A 16,457-nucleotide genomic window follows, 5' to 3' on the forward strand; every position below is an offset into this window, starting at 1 on the left:
TCCCCTTCACCGGAATTTTTCTAACCCAAATTCCGGCCTCTCCCCGCTTCCGTGTACGCTAAAGCTTCGGCGGACAAGCGGGGAGAGGCAAAAAACAGCCGCCTTCGAAATTCTCGAACGCTCCCATCGATATGTTCTTCTGGATTTCAGCCATCGACCCGCCAACATGGGCGCGGTCCGGCAGAGCTTACCGAAAAATCACAGAGACAGGCCGCCGGGAACCGCGCGCGATCCGCGCGCCATGGGAGGACATCATGAGCGTTGTCGGCATCGACACTGGCCTTGAGCTCGGCACTGCACCATCAGGACCGGACGAGATTTCGCGACGACTCGAGGGAATGCGAGCGACGGGCTACGTCTGGAAGCTCGTCATCCTGCTTTCGCTCGGCGGCTGCTTCGAGATCTACGATCTGTTCCTGATCGGCTACATCGCGCCGGGCCTTAGCCGTAGCGGATTGCTTTCCACGACGACGCAGGCCTTCTTCGGCTTCTCCGGCATCGGCGCCTTCGTCGCCGCCACCTTCGCCGGCCTGTTCGTCGGCACCTTCTTCCTCGGCTTTCTGGCCGATCGATTCGGCCGGCGCGCGATCTTCACCTATGCCCTGCTCGCCTACAGCGCCGCCTCCGTGATCATGGCCTGCCAGACCTCCTCCGGAGGCCTTCTGTTGTGGCGCTTCCTCGCCGGTATCGGCATCGGCGTCGAGGTCATCACCATCGATGCCTACATCACCGAGCTGGTGCCGAGCCGGATGCGCGGGCGCGCCTTTGCGGTGAACCAGTCGATCATGTTCATCGCCGTGCCCGTTGTCGCCTTCCTCGCCTGGTGGCTGGTGCCGCTCGCGCCTAACGGCGTCGAGGGCTGGCGTTGGGTGGTGCTGATCGGCGCCGCCGCCAGCATGATCATCTGGGTGCTCCGGCTGTTCCTGCCCGAGAGCCCGCTCTGGCTGGCGCGTCACGGCCGCACCGAGGACGCGTTCCGGATTCTTGCGACGCTCGAAGCCAGAAGCGGCGCAGCGGCGAACACCTCAGCTCCGCCCGCGCGGCCCGCGACACAAACGACCGCACGCGTGGCCTTCGCCGATCTGTTCCGGCCGCCCTATGTCTCGCTCGTCGTCCTGTTCATGGTGTTCAACCTCTGCCAGGCCTTCGGCTTCTACGGCTTTGCCAATTGGGTGCCGACCCTGCTGGTCGAGAAAGGCATCACCGTTACCAAGAGCCTCCAATATTCCTTCATCGTCGCCTTCGCCTATCCGATCGCACCGCTGCTTGCCGCGAGCTTCGCCGACAGGTTCGAACGCCGCTGGATCATCGCCGGCGCCTGCATCGCCATCATCGTGTTCGGCATGGCGTTCGCACAGATGACCGCGCCGGCGCTGCTGATCGTCTGCGGCGTGCTGCTGACGGCCTGCAATACGACAATGTCCTACGCTTATCACGCCTACCAGACCGAGGTGTTTCCAACCCAGATCCGTGCGCAGGCCTCCGGCCTCGTCTATTCGATGAGCCGGCTCTCCGCGACGTTCTCGGGCTTCATCGTCGCCTACATGCTGAAGGAGGCCGGCGTCACCGGCGTGTTCGGCCTGATCACCGCCGCCATGCTGATCGTGGTGATCGCCATGGCTCTGTTCGGTCCCGACGTCCGCGGCAAGGCGCTGGATACGGTGTAGCACCACAGGTACCTTGCGCCGCAGATCCCTTGCCGAAGCGAGCGGGGGTGTCTACCTCTCGCTGGTGATTTCGTGAGAGGTTCCCATGCTGGATGCCGCCGTCAAGGCGCTGTCGCAAATGATGTCGCCGCCGATGCGATCGATCCTGTGGCGGTCGATCGGGGTTGCGCTCGTGCTGATATCAGTGCTGGCGATCGGGCTGCAGCGGCTGCTCAGCTGGTTCGCGACCTATGGCGAGGTCTGGCTGGAGGGTCTGCTCGGGCCGAGCTGGCACTCGTCGCTGGAGGTGCTGGCCTGGATCATCTCGATTGCCGCCGGTTTCGGCGTCGTGTTCGGCAGCGTATTCCTGATGCCCGCGATCACCTCGCTGGTGGCGAGCTTTTTCGTCGACGACGTCGCCGACATCGTCGAGCGCGAATATTACCCCGCCGAGCGGCCGGGCGCTGCGCTGCCGTTCAACCAGGCGATGCTCGAGGGGATCAAGACCGCGCTGCTGACCATCGTGGTCTATCTCGCCGCCTTGCCGCTGGTGTTCCTGGCCGGCGCGGGCTTTCTGATCTTTTTTCTCGCGGCAGCGTGGCTCTTGAGCCGCGAATATTTCGAGCTTGCCGCGATGCGCTTCCGCTCGCCCGAGGATGCCAAGGCGATGCGACGCGACAATGCCGCGGTCATCTTCACCGCCGGCCTGTTCATCGCCGCCTTCGTCTCGATCCCGGTCGTGAACCTGGCGACGCCGATCTTCGGCATGGCCTTCATGGTTCACATGCACAAGCGACTGTCGGGCCCGCGACCCGAGATGATCGAGCCGGCGCGACAGATGCGGTGAGGGTGCTCACACCGTCTTCTCCGGCCATCGGCAGAGATCGTTGATCAGGCAAACCTCGCAGCGCGGCTTGCGCGCGAGGCAAGTATAGCGGCCGTGCAGGATCAGCCAATGATGGGCATGCAGCATGAACTCGGCCGGGATCACTTTTTCGAGGCCGAGCTCGACGTCGAGCGGCGTCTTGCCGGGCGCGAGGCCCGTGCGATTGCCGACGCGGTAAACGTGCGTGTCCACTGCCATGGTGTGCTCGCCGAAGGCCATGTTGAGCACGACGTTCGCGGTCTTGCGTCCCGCGCCGGGCAGCGACTCGATCTCGGTGCGCGTGCGCGGCACCGAGCCGCCAAAATCGCTGAGCAGCTTGGCCGATAGCGCGATCACGTTCCTGGCCTTGGTGCGATAGAGGCCGATGGTCTTGATGTAGTCGCGCAAACGCTCCTCGCCGAGATCGAGCATCTTCTGCGGGGTGTCGGCGACTTTGAACAATTCCCGTGTCGCCTTGTTGACCCCGGCATCGGTCGCCTGCGCGGACAGCACCACGGCGACCAGCAGCGTGAACGGATTGACGTGCTCGAGCTCGCCCTTCGGCTCGGGATTGGCCTTGTGGAAACGACTGAAGACCTCGCGAACTTCGGCCGGTGTCCAGGGTCTCGTCGCCTTGAGAGATTTCTTCGCGGGCTTGGGCTTCGCGGTGACCGCCTTTGCCCTTTTCTTCGGCACAGCCGCTTTGCGCGGGGCCGGCTTGCGGGTGATTTTCGCCATGATCGGGATATACTGAGGGACGATGAGCACAGGCAACGAAATTGAGCGCGAGAACGAGCAGCAGATCTTCTCCGCGCTGCTGACGCCGCATCGCTCGCTCAACCGCACCGGCTTCCTCGCCGTGATGTTGTTCCTGAGCGTCGTCAGCTTTGCCACCGGCCTGGTCTTCCTGATGAAGGGCGCCTGGCCGGTGCTCGGCTTTTTCGGCCTCGACGTGCTCGTGGTCTGGTGGGCCTTCAAGGTCAATTTCCGCACCGCCCGGGCGCGCGAAGAGATCACCGTCACGACCTCGGAATTGCGCGTGCGACGTATCAGCCATCGCGGCCAGGTCGCCGAATGGACCTTCAATCCGCTCTGGGTCCGCCTCGACATGGAGGTCGACGAGGACTTCGGCATCGAGCATCTCTACCTGATCTCGCGCGGCCGCCAGATCCAGATCGCAAGGTTCCTTGGGCCGGACGAAAAGGCGAGCTTTTACAAAGGCTTGAGCGAGGCACTCAATGCCGCCAAGCGGGGCCCGACCTACAACCCGGTCACCTGATCGGCGGGTCGGAAATCGGGTGGTTTCGACCCGGTGTCGCGCCTACATTTTCGCTCATGATGACACTCGCCATACATGACCAGCGCCTGGCCAGGCCGGGCTCCCAGAACGCCGCGCTGCGCGACTATGATTCAGTGCGCCGGGCGATCGCCTTCATCTCGGAAAACTGGCGCGCGCAGCCGACCATCGAGGCGATGGCGGATGCGGCCAGCGTCACGCCGGATGAGCTGCACCATCTGTTCCGCCGCTGGGCCTCGATTACCCCGAAGGCTTTCATGCAGGCGCTGACGCTCGACCACGCCAAGGCGTTGTTGCGGGATTCCGCGAGCATCCTCGACGCGGCGCTCGACTCAGGCCTGTCGGGACCTGGCCGCCTGCACGATCTCTTCGTCACCCATGAAGCGATGTCGCCAGGCGAATGGAAGAACGGCGGCGCGGGGCTCACCCTGCGCTACGGCTTCCATCCCTCGCCCTTCGGCACGGCCATCGTGATCGCGACCGACCGCGGGCTCTCGGGCCTCGCCTTCGCCGATCCCGGCGAGGAGAAGGCCGCGCTCGCCGATATGATGCGCCGCTGGCCCAACGCCACTTACGTCGAGGACCACGAAGGCACCGCGCCACTTGCGGCGCGCATCTTCGACACCAAGCTGTGGCGGCCGGACCAGCCGCTCCGCGTGGTGATGATCGGCACCGATTTCGAGGTGCGGGTGTGGGAGACGTTGTTGAAGATTCCGATGGGCCGCGCGGTGTCCTATTCGGACATCGCCTGTAACATCAACAAGCCAAAGGCCTCGCGCGCCGTCGGCGCCGCTGTCGGCAAGAACCCGGTCTCGTTCGTCGTGCCTTGCCACCGCGCGCTCGGCAAGAGCGGCACGCTCACCGGCTATCACTGGGGCATCACCCGCAAGCAGGCGATGCTGGGCTGGGAAGCCGGACAGCTCGGGATGCAGTAGTTGAGATGCCGGAAGGTGGGCAAGGGCGCACAGCGCCGTGCCCACCATCTCTCTGAAACCGTCGAAAGAACGTGGGCACGATTCCCTTTTGCCCACCCTTCGGCCCAGCGTGTGCGGCGAAAACCTACCCCGCCAGATCCTGCTTCGACGCCACCGTCGAATCCGCATTCAGCCGGTAGATGATCGGCACGCCGGTCGCGAGCTCGCGCTTCAGGATGCCTTCAGGCGAGAGCTTTTCCAGCACCATGATCAGCGCGCGCAGCGAATTGCCGTGGGCGGCAACCAGCGTGCGCTTGCCGTTGAGCACGCCGGGCAGGATTTCCTGCACGTAATACGGCAAGGCGCGCGCGAGCGTGTCCTTCAGGCTTTCGCCGCCGGGCGGCGGTACGTCATAGGAGCGGCGCCAGACATGGACCTGCTCCTCGCCCCATTTCTTGCGGGCGTCGTCCTTGTTGAGGCCGGAGAGGTCGCCATAGTCGCGCTCGTTCAGCGCGAGGTTCTTCGAGGTCGGCAGGCCCTGCTGGCCAAGTTCATCGAGGATGAGATCGAGCGTGTGCTGCGCCCGCGTCAGGACCGAGGTGAAGGCCACGTCGAACACAAGCCCCTGCGCCTTGAGCTTGCGCCCGGCTTCCTTGGCTTCCTTGACGCCGAGCTCGGTGAGATCAGGATCCTTCCAGCCGGTGAACAGGTTCTTCAGATTCCATTCGCTCTGGCCGTGGCGCACGAGCACGAGAAGACGTTCGCTCATTGACTGCTTTCCGTTCGCTATTTTCGGTTAGATATCGGCGAGGCCGAGCACGTCGGCCATCGAGTAGTGCCCCGGCGTCTTGCCATGCGCCCACAGCGCCGCCTTCAGCGCGCCATGGGCGAACAGCATGCGATCCTCCGCCTGATGCGACAACGTCAGGCGTTCGAACGGGCCGAGGAAGGTCACGCTGTGATCGCCGGCGACGGTGCCGCCGCGCAAGGAAGCAAAGCCGATCGCGCCGGGCTTGCGCGCGCCGGTGATGCCGTCGCGGCCGCGTTCCGAATGGTCCTCGAGCGAGATGCCGCGGCCAGCCGCTGCCGCCTGGCCCAGCATCAGCGCGGTGCCGGAGGGCGCATCGACCTTCATGCGGTGATGGGATTCGACGATCTCGATGTCGAAGTTCTCGTCGAGCGCCTTGGCGACGCGCTTGACCACCGCGGCGAGCAGATTGACGCCGAGGCTCATATTGCCCGACTGCACCACGACCGCTCGGTTGGTGACGCTCTTGATCACGGCATTGTCGGAAGCGGACAGCCCGGTGGTGCCGATGACATGAACGATGCCGCGCTCGGCCGCGATTGCGACATTGGCAATGGTCGCGGCCGGCACGGTGAAATCGAGGATGCCGTCGGCGTCCTTCGACATCGCCCAGAGGTCGGCGGAGAGCTTGATGCCATTGGCAGGCAGGCCCGCAAGCACGCCGGCATCCTTGCCGAGCAGCTCCGAGCCGGGCGCCTCCAGGGCGCCGGCCAATACCGCGCCTTTGCTGTCGGCAATCGCCCGCGTCAGGGCTCGGCCCATCCGGCCGCCGGCTCCGGCTACAATCAAGCGCATGTCTGACATGGTGCGATCCTCTCAGCTGCGTTGTAGCGGCGGGAGGCAGTTCCGGCAACCGAGGGGCCATGAGCGCGCGGCATGCTCCCACCCCCCTCCTGGAGGAGGTGGGTCGATCGCGCGCAGCGCGAGCGGGGTGGGGTGACGGTCCCTCCGCGACGGACAGTGCCCGAGTGGAGAGATCACCCCACCCCGTCACGCAATCTCGCTTCGCTCGATTCCGTGCCGCCTCCCCCTCCAGGGGAGGGTAAGAAAGAGAGCCTCAACCGTCCTGCGGCTGCGGGCCGTCATAGCCCTCGATGATGATGAGGTCGGCGATCGAGTGCGGCTGCCGCACCTTGATGTTGGCCTGGTATTCCGGCGAGTTGTAGCAGGCGATCGCGGTCTGATAATCAGGAAATTCGATCACGACGTTGCGCGTGCGGCTGGCGCCCTCGACAGTGGTGAACTTGCCGGCACGAACGACGAAGCGGCCGCCCCATTTCTTGAAAATGGGACCGTTGGCGACGGCATAGGGCTTGTAGCCCTCGTCATTGCTCACATCGACGCGTCCGATCCAGTAGCCTTTTGCCATGTTCTTCTCCCTTGTTGTTGTTGGTCAGCCGAGCGCCTGCGCGACCTCGGCCTGGATGGCGTCCGCGACTGCCTTGGGCTCCGCGGCTTCCACCACCGGTCGTCCCACCACGAGATAGTCCGCGCCCACGCTGATCGCGCGACCGGGTGTCATGATGCGCTTCTGGTCACCGGCTGCCGCGCCCGCCGGACGTATGCCAGGCGTGACCAGAGCCATCTGGTGGCCGACGATCTTGCGCAAGGCTCCGACTTCCTCGGGCGACGATACCAAGCCATCGATGCCGAGCGCCTGCGCCTGCTGCGCGCGCGCTTCGACGAGCTCGGAGACGCCGAGCCGATAGCCCGCCGCGTGCAGATCGTCCTCGTTGTAGGAGGTGAGCACAGTGACGGCGAGGATCTTCAGCTTCGAAGAGCCGCGGCCTTCGACGGCGCCCTTCATCGTCTGCGGATAGGCGTGCACCGTCAGGAAGGTCGCGCCTGATTTCGTGATGCTCTCGACACCTTGTGCTACGGTGTTGCCGATGTCGTGCAGCTTGAGATCGAGAAAGACCTTCTTGCCGCTGTCGGCAAGCTTTGCCACCAGCGGCAATCCACCGGCATAAGCCAGGCGATAGCCGATCTTGTAGAAGGTGACGCTGTCGCCGAGCCTTGCAATCATCGCCTCCGCGGCGTCGACGCTGGGCAGATCGAGCGCAACGATCAGGCGGTCTTTCGGGGCGATTGCGGCTGGCGTCATGTCACCTCACATCATGCGTTGGGAAATGTCGATCAACTGCCGCACCAGCTCCTTCAAGGCAGCGATATCGCCCTCGTTCTTCAGCCTGTCCATATCGTCATAGGCTTGGTCGGCAAAGGCGAGCGTGAGCTGACTGGCAATCACATTGGCGTGGCACGACGTCAGGATCAGCCGCAACGCCTGGAGCGCGCGGGCAGCGCCAAGCCGGCTCTGCGAGGCGCCGGCGAGCGCAAAGGTGCGATTGCGGAACACCTCGCCGCGCGCCTCGTGCAGTTCGTGGACGCGACTGACCCAGTCGATCGCGTTCTTGAGCAGCGGCGGTACCGAAGCATTGTATTCGGGCGAGACGATCAGCACGCCGTGATGCGCACCGATCATGCGCTTCAGATTGATCGCGTTCCTGGGCACGCCGGACTTGGCCTGGAGATCGCCGTCGTAGATCGGCAGCGGAAAATCGGCGAGCGAGATGCGGGTGACATCGACGCCGGCCTGGGCGAATTCATACGCGGCGACCGCCGCCAGCTTCACGTTGTGCGAGCCGGTGCGGAGCGAACCAGGAATGATCAGGATTTTCGGAGCTGACATCCAATCCAATGCGTTCGGCGAAACGAGCCGCCGCGCATGGAAGAAAGCCGGCGGAATTAGTCCTTGCGATACACCCAGACGCGGGCCGGCGGAAGGTTCATCCAGATCCGTTCCGAGGCCTCTGTGGACACGCCGGGCAGCGATTTCGGGATCGGCGGCACCACCGCATAGGTGAACTGGACGAAGGGCGCGCCCGGCGCCAGCGCCGTGAAGGCGTCGCGGATCAGCCGCAGCCGCGTCAGCATCGGTTTCGTGACCAGCGGCAGGCCGGAGACGACGGCGCTCGCCGGCGCGCTCAGGATATTCCAGAGCGTGTCGCGCAGGCGATAGGCATCGCCTTGCACCACCTTGGCCTGCGGATAGCGATCGCGCAGCAGGGCGCAGAAGCCCGGATTATATTCGACGAGGACGAGGCGCTTCTGGTCCACGCCGCGCTCGACCAGGGCCGAGGTGATGGCACCCGTGCCGGGCCCGAGCTCGACCACCGGCGCGTCCGAATCGGGATCGACGTAGTGAGCCATGGTCCGCGCCAGCAGCTTGCCCGAGGGCATCACCGCGCCCATGTGGAGCGGCTTTTCGATCCACGACCTGAGAAAACGCACCTCGTCATCGAGACGGGGCTTCTTCAACGCACGCGCGGACGATGGCAATGGCATGTCAGGACCGGACGGGACCGCGCGACCGCGGCGTGTCAGAAAATGGTCATAAAGACGTATAGGCCGAAGACGATACGGTCAAGCCGAGTCAGTTCGCCCGATTACCGAAGAAATCCTTGACCTTGGCGAAGAAGCCCTCGGATTCCGGCTGGGTGTTGCCGGAGGAGAGCTTGTCGAACTCGGCCAGTAATTCCTGCTGTTTCTTTGTGAGGTTCTGCGGAGTCTCGACCACGACCTGGACATACATATCGCCCATCTGACGCGAGCGCAGCACCGGCATACCCTTTGATGCAATGCGGAATCGCCGCGCTGACTGGGTTCCGGCCGGGACCTTCACCTTGGCCTTGCCCTTGTCGATGGTCGGCACCTCGAACTCGCCGCCGAGCGCGGCGGTGACCATCGAGATCGGCACGCGGCAATGCAGATCGGCGCCGTCGCGCTGGAAGAACTGGTGCTGGGCCAGCGACAGGAAGATGTAGAGGTCGCCGGGCGGGCCGCCGCGGACGCCGGCCTCGCCCTCGCCGGCGAGCCTGATCCTGGTGCCGTCCTCGACGCCTTGCGGGATGTTGACCGACAGCGTCCGCTCGCGGGTGACGCGGCCCTGACCCGAGCAGGACGGGCAGGCGTCCTCGATCATCTGGCCGCGGCCCTGGCAGCCGGGGCAGGTCCGCTCGAGCGTGAAGAAGCCCTGCGACTGCCGCACGCGGCCGGCGCCGCCGCAGGTCGAGCAGGTCTTGGGCTTGGTGCCGGCCTTGGCGCCGATGCCGGAGCAGGCCTCGCAGGTAACCGAGACCGGGATCTCGATCTGCGCGGTCTTGCCGCCAAAGGCTTCCTCGAGGGTGATTTCCATGTTGTAGCGCAAATCGGCGCCACGCTCGCGGCCGCCGCGGCCGCGCTGCCCGGCCATGCCGAACAGATCTTCGAAGATATCGGAGAAGGAAGAAGCAAAGCCCGCGCCGAAACCGGCGCCACCGCCGCCGGGACCGCCCTGCTCGAACGCGGCATGGCCAAACCGATCGTAGGCCGCGCGCTTGTCCTTGTCCTTCAGGATCTCATAGGCCTCGTTGATTTCCTTGAACTTGACCTCGCTGGTCGCATCCCCGGGATTGCGGTCGGGATGGAATTTCATCGCTAGCTTGCGGAATGACGACTTCAGCTTGCTCTCGTCGGCCGTGCGTTCGACTTCGAGGGTTTCGTAGTAGCAGCGCTTGGTGGACGTGGACATGTCTGACTCAGGTCTATCCGATCGCGATTCAAGTCGGAGCGAAACAACGTCGCCACGCGACGATATAGTCAGCCTTCCGCATCACTGCAGAGGGCTGCATGGCAGCATTGAGCATAACGGCTGGGAATTGATTGATCGTAACGGGCGCACCCGCCTGTCCCGACACGAAAGCCTCCCCCTTGAGGGGGGAGGCCGCTTCAGCGTGTGGGGTCCAAGCCGTCCGCATCATACCCTCTTGGGGCTTATGCAGACTTCTTGTTGTTCTTGTCGTCGTCGACCTCGGTGAACTCGGCGTCGACAACGTCATCCTTCGCAGCGTCCTTGGCCGCATCGGCTTCGGCCTGCTGCTTGTACATGGCCTCGCCAAGCTTCATCGAAGCCTGAGCCAGCGTGTTGGTCTTGGCCTTGATCGCCTCGGCATCGCTGCCCTTCAGCGCTTCCTTGAGGTCGCTGACGGCATCCTCGATGGCGCGGCGCTCGGTCTCGGAGACCTTCGAGCCATGCTCGGCCAGGGCCTTCTCGGTGGAGTGCACCAGCGCGTCGGCATGGTTCTTGGCGTCGACCGCCTCGCGGCGCTGCTTGTCGGCCGCGGCGTTGGCCTCGGCGTCCTTGACCATCTTGTCGATGTCGGCTTCCGACAGACCGCCCGAGGCCTGGATGCGGATCTGCTGTTCCTTGCCGGTCGCCTTGTCCTTGGCCGAGACGTTGACGATGCCGTTGGCGTCGATGTCGAAGGTCACCTCGATCTGCGGCATGCCGCGCGGGGCCGGCGGAATACCCATCAGGTCGAACTGGCCGAGCATCTTGTTGTCGGCCGCCATTTCACGCTCGCCCTGGAAGACGCGGATGGTGACCGCGTTCTGATTGTCCTCGGCGGTCGAGAACACCTGGCTCTTCTTGGTCGGGATCGTGGTGTTGCGGTCGATGATGCGGGTGAACACGCCGCCCAGCGTCTCGATGCCCAGCGACAGCGGGGTCACGTCAAGCAGCAGCACGTCCTTGACGTCGCCCTGCAGCACACCGGCCTGGATCGCGGCGCCGATCGCCACGACTTCGTCCGGATTGACGCCCTTGTGCGGCTCCTTGCCGAACAGCTGCTTCACGACTTCCTGGACCTTCGGCATGCGCGACATGCCGCCGACCAGCACGACTTCGCCGATTTCACCGGCGGTGACGCCGGCATCCTTCAGCGCCTTGCGGCAGGGCTCGACGGTCTTCTGGATGAGGTCGTCGACCAGCGCCTCGAACTTGGCGCGGGTGAGCTTCATCGTCAGATGCTTCGGGCCGGTCTGGTCCGCGGTGATAAAGGGCAGGTTGATCTCGGTCTGCGTCGTCGACGACAGCTCGATCTTGGCCTTTTCAGCGGCTTCCTTCAGACGCTGCAACGCGAGCTTGTCGTTGCGCAGGTTGATGCCCTGCTCCTTCTGGAATTCGTCGGCGAGATAGCCAACGAGGCGCATGTCGAAGTCTTCGCCGCCGAGGAAGGTGTCGCCGTTGGTCGACTTCACCTCGAACACGCCGTCGCCGATTTCGAGAATGGAGATATCGAACGTGCCACCGCCGAGATCGTACACGGCGATCGTGCCGGCCTTGGTCTTGTCGAGGCCATAGGCGAGCGCGGCCGCGGTCGGCTCGTTGATGATGCGCAGAACTTCAAGGCCCGCGATCTTGCCGGCGTCCTTGGTCGCTTGGCGCTGGGCGTCGTTGAAGTAGGCGGGAACGGTGATGACGGCCTGATCGACTTTCTGGCCGAGATGGGCTTCCGCGGTCTCCTTCATCTTCTGCAAGATGAAAGCGGAGACCTGCGAGGGCGAGTAGGTCTGGCCGTCGGCCTCGACCCAGGCGTCGCCGTTGGAAGCCTTCACGATCTTGTACGGAACGAGCTTCTTGTCCTTCTCGACCATCGGGTCGTCGTAGCGGCGGCCGATGAGGCGCTTCACTGCGAAGAAGGTGCGCTCGGGATTGGTGACGGCCTGGCGCTTGGCCGGCTGTCCGACGAGGCGCTCGCCGTCATCGGTCACGGCGACGATCGAAGGCGTCGTGCGCATGCCTTCGGAATTCTCGATGACTTTGGCGTTCTTGCCATCCATCACGGCGACGCACGAATTCGTGGTGCCGAGGTCGATCCCAATGACCTTTCCCATGGTCCTGATATCCTTCTTTTTGCGGCAGGTTGGTTGGGCCCAGAAGGCACCCAATCCGAAACCCCCTAAGATCAAACATTCGCGATATTGCGATGGTTGAGGCTCATATAGGAGGGGGGGAGGGGCCCGCAAGGACCGAACGCAAGTTTGGACCGTGAAAACATTGGGTTTTGGAAGATCATATCCGGGCCCAACCGCCCTTGCGGATGAGGGATTATTAACAGGTCGGTGATCCGCCGGCTCGCCGGCCGGAAGGTGGCCCCGCCCTGTTACCGGCGCGCCAGCCCGCCTGGCGACCATCGAACGGCCTCAATGTGAACCAATCAGAGTGCCCATGAAGCTGACCCGCCCCCTCGCCGCGCTCGTCCTTCTCGTCATCTCCGCATGTCCGGCGCTCGCGGCCGACGCCGTCTACCCGCCTGGCCTGCGCCTCGGCATGGTGCCGCTGGTCGGCCTCAGCAAGGCCAAGACTTTCCCGGGCTTCGAGAACGAGGATGGCAGCGTCAAGGTGCTGATCACTGAGCTGCCGTCGGCGGCTTATGGCGAGGTCGTGGCCGCCTTCACCGCCAATCCGGCGGGCAGCAACGGTATCAAGCCGGACAAGATCGAGACACCGGCAGGTCTTGCTTATTTCACCACCGAGAGCGGCAAGGCCGGCACCACCCCGGTGAAGCGGTATTCGATGATCGTGCCGGGCACCGGCTTCTCCGGCTATGTCGCGGTGCAGGTCCCCGAAAACGCCTCGAAGATCTACACCGACGAGGCGGTGAAGCAGATGTTTGCGACCGCCGCCATCCGCAAGGAGGTGTCGGCGGAAGAACAGCTCGGGCTGATGCCGTTCAAGATCACCGAGCTTGCAGGCTTCAAGGACATCCGCACGCTCGCGCCGGGAGCCAGCATCATCCTGGCCGACGGCAATGAGAGCGCAGGCTATGAATCCAAGCCGTTCATGATCCTCGGCCTGATCGGCGCGACCCCCCAAGCCGCCGACGATCGCGCCCGTTTCGCCCAGGAGGCCGCGCTCCAGATCCCCGGCGTGCGCGAATCCCGCGTCACCATGTCCGAGCCAATCCGCATCAACGGCCAGCAGGGCTTTGAGACCCGGATCGATGGCATCAGCGGCAAGGACAAGACGCCGGTGACCGTGGTGCAGTGGATTCGCTTCTCGGGCGGCGGCGCCTCGCTGCGCATCATCGCCAGCGCGCCGCGCGATCAGTGGTCGGACGCCTTCACCCGCTTCCGCGCCGTGCGCGACGGCATCCAGCCGAAGGGGTAGCATCCGCCGCATATTCGGTGCCGTCCCGCCTCCCCGTGCGCAATTGCGCACGGGGCCGGGACGCCGCTACGTTGCGTGGCGGCAGCCCAAGAGCTCACCAAACCCGGCTGCATTTTCGGGCTTCTGTTCGTATACGAACGGAACTAGGCTTCCCCGGCTTGGATCATCATGGAGGGAGGCGAACGATGCTTGATCGACGAAAAATCCTCGCGACGCTTGGGACGACGGCGCTTGCGGCGCTGGCGCCAACCGCCCTGCTTGCGGCCGCATCCATCAAGCCGGACGAGACTTCCGCGCTGCTCGTGATCGACGTGCAAAACTGCTTCCTACCGGGCGGCAGCCTCGCGGTGAAGGAAGGCGAACAGGTCGTGCCCGTCATCAACAAGATCGCGAAGGGCTTCGCGAACGTTGTGATGACGCAGGACTGGCACACGCCCGGCCACATCTCGTTCGCCTCAGTCCATTCCGGCAAGAAGCCGTTCGAGACCATCGACCTGCCTTATGGAAAGCAGGTGCTGTGGCCGGACCATTGCGTGCAGGGCACCGACGGCGCGTCGCTGTCGAAGGATCTCTCGATCCCGCAGGCCGAGCTCATCATCCGCAAGGGCTTTCACAAGAATGTCGACAGCTATTCGGCCTTCCTCGAAGCCGATGGCAAGACCTCGACCGGTCTCGCCGGCTATCTCAGGGGACGCAAGATCAAGCGCGTCTTCGTCGCAGGCTTAGCAACGGACTTCTGCGTCGCCTGGACCGCGCTCGACGCGCGCAAGGCGGGATTTGAGGTCTATGTCGTGGAAGACGCCTGCCGCGGCATCGACAATCAGGGCTCGCTGGCCAAAGCCTGGGCCGATCTGGCCAAGGCCGGCGTTAAGCGGATTCAGTCCGCGGATATCGCGGTGAGTGCGTAAGATAGTAATCGGTCCTTCCGGGGCAATGCGAAGCATCGAACCCGGAACCTCGAGATTCCGGGTTCGGCTCTACGGGCCGCCCCGGAATGACGCAAAGCCTCAATTCGCTTCGTTGCTGTTCGCGGCGGCCGCGGGTTTTGCGCCGCCCTTGGCGACACCGACCAGCGCCGGGCGCAGCACGCGCTCGCCGATGGTGTAGCCGGCCTGCATGACCTGCACCACGGTGCCCGCGGGCACCGTGGCGTCAGGGACTTCGTACATCGCCTGCTGGAAGTTCGGATCGAACTTCTGGCCCTGCGGGTCAAACTTCTTCACGCCGTGCTTTTCCAGCGCGTTGAGCAGCGAGCGCTCGGTAAGCTCGACGCCCTCGATCAGTCCCTTCAGGCCGGCATCGGCATTGGCGCGTGCGTCCGCCGGAACGGCATCAAGGGCGCGCTGAAGATTGTCGGCGATGTCGAGCACGTCGCGGGCAAAACCGGTGACGCCGTAGAGCTTGGAGTCGGCAACCTCCTTGGCGGTTCGCTTGCGCAAATTCTCCATCTCGGCCAGCGTCCGCAGCATACGATCGCGCGCCTCGGCGGCTTCCTTCTGCAACAGCTCAATCGAGCCCGGCTCGGGATCGTCGGGCATGATGTAGGGTTTCGACACTACGGGCTCGCCGGTCGGCGCGGCCGTGTCTTCGGGTTGCCGGGTTGGATCGGTCATCGGCTGCTTCTCGAACTCGTCTCAGGGGGAGGTTTTCTTGCCCGGATATCGTGCTTCGGGCGCTGAAAATCAAGCGCCCGTGATCGGCTCAAACGCCGGTCAGCCCCCCAGCAGGCGGCTGACGATGCGGGCGGCATAGTCCACGGTCGGGATCACACGGGCATAATTCAGCCGCGTCGGCCCGATCACGCCCAAAACGCCGACGATACGGCCGGCGGCATCCCGATAGGGGGAGATGATGGTGGATGAGCCCGACAGGGAAAACAGCTTGTTCTCGCTGCCGATGAAAATCCGCACGCCTTCGGCGGTTTCGGCGCGCCCGAGCAGGTCGATCACGCCGCGCTTGGTCTCGAGATCGTCGAACAGCAGCCTGACACGCTCGAGGTCCTCCAGCGCGTGCAGGTCTTCCAGCAGATTGGCGTGGCCGCGAACGATGAGTTGACGGTCCTCGTTCTCGCCGCCGGACCAGCTGGCGATGCCGGCGGAGATGACCTTCTGGGTCAATTGATCGAGCTCGGCACGGGCCTCTGCGAGCGCAGTCTCCAGCTCGAGCCGCGCCTCGGCCAGGGTACGGCCGCGGATTCGCGCGTTGAGGAAATTGCCCGCTTCGGTGATCGCCGAGGAGGGAACTCCGGGCGGCAACGTCAGCACCCTGTTTTCGACCTGGCCGTCCTCACCGACCAGGATCACCAAGGCCTTTTCGGGTTCCAGCCGGACGAATTCGATGTGCTTCAGCCGCGCATTGGATTTTGGAGTCAGCACCACCGCTGCGGCGCGCGTCAGGCCGGAGAGCCGGGTCAGGGCCTGATCCAGCGCCGCCTCGACCGAGTGGACCTGGCCGACGGACGTGAGCTGGCTCTGGATCGACTGCCGTTCGGCGTCGTTGAGGTCGCCCACCTGCATCAAGGCATCCACGAAGAAGCGCAGGCCGAGTTCCGTCGGCAACCGGCCGGCCGAAGTGTGCGGGGCATAGATCAGGCCGAGCTGTTCCAAATCGGCCATGACATTGCGGACCGAGGCCGGCGACAGCGGCATGGCGATCAGCCGCGAAATGTTGCGCGAGCCGACCGGCTCGCCGGTCGCGAGGTAACTTTCGACAATTTGTCGAAAGATGTCGCGGGAACGCTCGTTGAGCTGGGCGAGGCCTGCGCGCGGCGCGATCAGATGGATCGGATCGTGATGGGCCACAGACGGTAACTCCTCTCAGATGCTCATAATTTGTCCATCCGGGGCGGTTCTGACAAGCGTGACCTTTGCGGGGTGGAGATCAGGGGGTGAAAAAGCCTTGCTGCCCACCTTCACCCCACCTACAAGCACCGCGAAC

General features: G+C 64.4%; 17 protein-coding genes. 6 read left to right on the forward strand and 11 right to left on the reverse strand.

The features are described 5' to 3' along the window. Positions 1-254 precede the first annotated feature (254 nt). Positions 255-1,667: an MFS transporter gene (locus XH88_RS00765; RefSeq protein ID WP_271613516.1), complete on the forward strand. Its 1,413-nt coding sequence runs from the start codon at positions 255-257 to the stop codon at positions 1,665-1,667. Between the two features lie 85 nt (positions 1,668-1,752). Further along, positions 1,753-2,493 (forward strand): sulfate transporter family protein, encoded by a 741-nt coding sequence (locus tag XH88_RS00770; RefSeq protein WP_271613517.1) that lies wholly within the window; start codon positions 1,753-1,755, stop codon positions 2,491-2,493. A 6-nt stretch (positions 2,494-2,499) separates the two neighbouring features. Here XH88_RS00770 and nth read toward each other — a convergent pair whose 3' ends face one another. Continuing rightward, positions 2,500-3,249, reverse strand: coding sequence for an endonuclease III (nth, locus tag XH88_RS00775; protein WP_271613518.1), 750 nt, complete (start codon positions 3,247-3,249; stop codon positions 2,500-2,502). A 22-nt stretch (positions 3,250-3,271) separates the two neighbouring features. On the opposite strand from nth, the gene XH88_RS00780 reads away from it, so the two are divergent. Both XH88_RS00780 and XH88_RS00785 read left to right on the forward strand, forming a co-directional pair. Further along, positions 3,272-3,790 carry a DUF2244 domain-containing protein gene (locus XH88_RS00780; protein WP_271613519.1) on the forward strand — a complete coding sequence of 173 codons (519 nt, stop codon included), beginning with the start codon at positions 3,272-3,274 and terminating at the stop codon, positions 3,788-3,790. Positions 3,791-3,846: 56 nt separating this feature from the next. Continuing rightward, positions 3,847-4,743, forward strand: coding sequence for a bifunctional helix-turn-helix domain-containing protein/methylated-DNA--[protein]-cysteine S-methyltransferase (locus tag XH88_RS00785; protein ID WP_271613520.1), 897 nt, complete (start codon positions 3,847-3,849; stop codon positions 4,741-4,743). A 124-nt stretch (positions 4,744-4,867) separates the two neighbouring features. On the opposite strand, the gene XH88_RS00790 is transcribed toward XH88_RS00785, so the two are convergent. The 8 genes from XH88_RS00790 to dnaK all read right to left on the reverse strand — a co-directional run bounded on the left by XH88_RS00790 (position 4,868) and on the right by dnaK (position 12,244). After that, positions 4,868-5,491 (reverse strand): 2,3-bisphosphoglycerate-dependent phosphoglycerate mutase, encoded by a 624-nt coding sequence (locus XH88_RS00790; protein WP_271613521.1) that lies wholly within the window; start codon positions 5,489-5,491, stop codon positions 4,868-4,870. A 27-nt stretch (positions 5,492-5,518) separates the two neighbouring features. Next, positions 5,519-6,334, reverse strand: a complete 816-nt coding sequence (gene dapB / locus XH88_RS00795; RefSeq protein ID WP_271613522.1) for a 4-hydroxy-tetrahydrodipicolinate reductase — start codon at positions 6,332-6,334, stop codon at positions 5,519-5,521. 253 nt (positions 6,335-6,587) lie between these two features. Next, a complete protein-coding gene (locus XH88_RS00800; RefSeq protein ID WP_128948834.1) occupies positions 6,588-6,899 on the reverse strand; it encodes a DUF1330 domain-containing protein in 312 nt (103 codons plus the stop codon). A gap of 24 nt (positions 6,900-6,923) precedes the next feature. Next, positions 6,924-7,634, reverse strand: coding sequence for an orotidine-5'-phosphate decarboxylase (pyrF, locus tag XH88_RS00805; protein WP_271613523.1), 711 nt, complete (start codon positions 7,632-7,634; stop codon positions 6,924-6,926). Between the two features lie 6 nt (positions 7,635-7,640). After that, positions 7,641-8,219, reverse strand: a complete 579-nt coding sequence (locus XH88_RS00810) for an NADPH-dependent FMN reductase (RefSeq protein ID WP_271613524.1) — start codon at positions 8,217-8,219, stop codon at positions 7,641-7,643. A gap of 56 nt (positions 8,220-8,275) precedes the next feature. Then, positions 8,276-8,875: a class I SAM-dependent methyltransferase gene (locus XH88_RS00815; protein WP_271613525.1), complete on the reverse strand. Its 600-nt coding sequence runs from the start codon at positions 8,873-8,875 to the stop codon at positions 8,276-8,278. 88 nt (positions 8,876-8,963) lie between these two features. Continuing rightward, entirely contained in the window at positions 8,964-10,100 is a 1,137-nt protein-coding gene (dnaJ, locus tag XH88_RS00820) for a molecular chaperone DnaJ (RefSeq protein WP_209965054.1), read from the reverse strand. 242 nt (positions 10,101-10,342) lie between these two features. Continuing rightward, entirely contained in the window at positions 10,343-12,244 is a 1,902-nt protein-coding gene (dnaK, locus tag XH88_RS00825; RefSeq protein ID WP_092289553.1) for a molecular chaperone DnaK, read from the reverse strand. 334 nt (positions 12,245-12,578) lie between these two features. Between dnaK and XH88_RS00830 the strand changes: the two genes are divergently transcribed. Continuing rightward, positions 12,579-13,520 (forward strand): hypothetical protein, encoded by a 942-nt coding sequence (locus XH88_RS00830; RefSeq protein WP_271613526.1) that lies wholly within the window; start codon positions 12,579-12,581, stop codon positions 13,518-13,520. A gap of 185 nt (positions 13,521-13,705) precedes the next feature. Then, on the forward strand, positions 13,706-14,428 hold the full coding sequence (gene pncA, locus XH88_RS00835; protein ID WP_271613527.1) for a bifunctional nicotinamidase/pyrazinamidase: 723 nt from the start codon (positions 13,706-13,708) through the stop codon (positions 14,426-14,428). 99 nt (positions 14,429-14,527) lie between these two features. Here pncA and grpE read toward each other — a convergent pair whose 3' ends face one another. Both grpE and hrcA read right to left on the reverse strand, forming a co-directional pair. Further along, a complete protein-coding gene (grpE, locus tag XH88_RS00840; RefSeq protein ID WP_271613528.1) occupies positions 14,528-15,133 on the reverse strand; it encodes a nucleotide exchange factor GrpE in 606 nt (201 codons plus the stop codon). Between the two features lie 99 nt (positions 15,134-15,232). Further along, positions 15,233-16,321 (reverse strand): heat-inducible transcriptional repressor HrcA, encoded by a 1,089-nt coding sequence (gene hrcA / locus XH88_RS00845; RefSeq protein WP_271613529.1) that lies wholly within the window; start codon positions 16,319-16,321, stop codon positions 15,233-15,235. Between the last annotated feature and the right edge of the window lie 136 nt (positions 16,322-16,457).

The sequence above is a fragment of the Bradyrhizobium sp. CCBAU 51627 genome (genome assembly GCF_028128765.1).
Classification (GTDB): domain Bacteria; phylum Pseudomonadota; class Alphaproteobacteria; order Rhizobiales; family Xanthobacteraceae; genus Bradyrhizobium.